General features: G+C 69.4%; 1 protein-coding gene. It reads right to left on the reverse strand.

The features are described from left to right. On the reverse strand, positions 1 to 1,303 hold a 1,303-nt coding region (locus tag ACFYXB_RS45990), incomplete at its 3' end, for an IS1182 family transposase (protein ID WP_389591480.1). Positions 1,304 to 1,370: the final 67 nt, after the last annotated feature.

A 1,370-nucleotide genomic window follows, 5' to 3' on the forward strand; every position in this document is an offset into this window, starting at 1 on the left:
GGGTGCGTCCGGTCTTGGAGGTGGTGCAGCGTTCTCGCAGGGGACAGCCGGTGCACGCGCGCTTGAACTGGGCGGTGCGGGCGCCGTCTGCCTTGTTCTGGCCGAGGTTGGCGGTGTGTCCGGCCGGGCAGGTTGCGGCGCCGGCGGCCTGGTCGATACGGAAGTCGTCGATGGTGAAGCCGCCGGGGACGGCCTGCCGCAGCGGCGGCGGCTTGATCACCAGGGTGTGGCCGTCGGCCTGCAGTTGTGCGCGCAGGTCGCCGGTGCCGTAGGCAGAGTCGCCGAGCACGGTTAACTCGCCGTCCTCCCCCTCCAGAAGATCGCAGGCGACGGCGGCCTCGTGATTGTCGGGACCGTAGCCGCTGGTCAGGGCGACGGCCGTGAACAGGCCGGTCTCCGGCTCGAAAGACGCATGCCCTTTAAAGCCGTCCTGGTGACGGGTGCGGTTTTTGTGGATGTGCCGTGTGTCGGGGTCGACGGTGGACACCGCCCGGTCCGCCACCGTGCGCTTCGCGATACGCCAGCGGCCATCGCGCCCGTCGGAGTCCTCGGCGGGTTCCACGTCCTGGCCGGCGACCAGGGCCAGCAGGCCGACCGCGTTCGCCGCCTTCTCGCCCAGGTTCTGCTCGGGCAGGCGCCCGAGCAGGTTGAGGGCGTCGGTGACCAGCGCGTCGACCAGCGCGGCGCGGGCCGACTCGTCGTCCCAGGCGATCCTCGGCTTGCCCGGGTCGGTGTAGTCGTGCGCCCGGCAGTGCCCCGCGGCCACCTCCGGGGCACCGGGGACCTCGCGGATCACCCGGCGGATCGCGGAGATGATCTGGGTGACGGTGTCCTGGGTGGCCACCGCGTCATCGAGCACAGTGGAGTCCAAAGCGCGCCGCTGCTTGCCCTTGAGCACACCGGTCGCGGCCACGACCTCTTTGACCTTGGTGAAGATCCGCATCGGATCGGCCGAATGACGCAGCCGACGCCGGAAGTACGTCAGCAGCGACGGATCGAACGCCATGTCGTACAGCCCGAGCCCGCAAGCGGCCTTCCACCGCAGGTCACACCGCAGTTCCTGGACCGTCTCGAAGTCCGACAGCCCCTGCAGGCTCTGCAACACCACCGTCGCGGCCAGCACCTGCGGCGGCAGACTCGGACGGCCGTTGGACGAGGGATACATGTCCGCGAACATCGACGGCGGGAACAGCGCCTCGCGATGTTCGGCCAGGAACGCGAACACACTCCCTGCCGGGATCAACTCCCGGCAGGTCTCCCACACATCCGGCCCGACCATCTCCCCGGCCCATTCCCCCTGCATGCCCACAAGACTGGCCCCAACTCCACCGAGCCGGGGCCAGAACCCGAGATTTTCAGCAGTCTTCTAG

It is taken from the genome of Streptomyces sp. NPDC002619 (genome assembly GCF_042889305.1).
Lineage (GTDB): Bacteria > Actinomycetota > Actinomycetes > Streptomycetales > Streptomycetaceae > Streptomyces.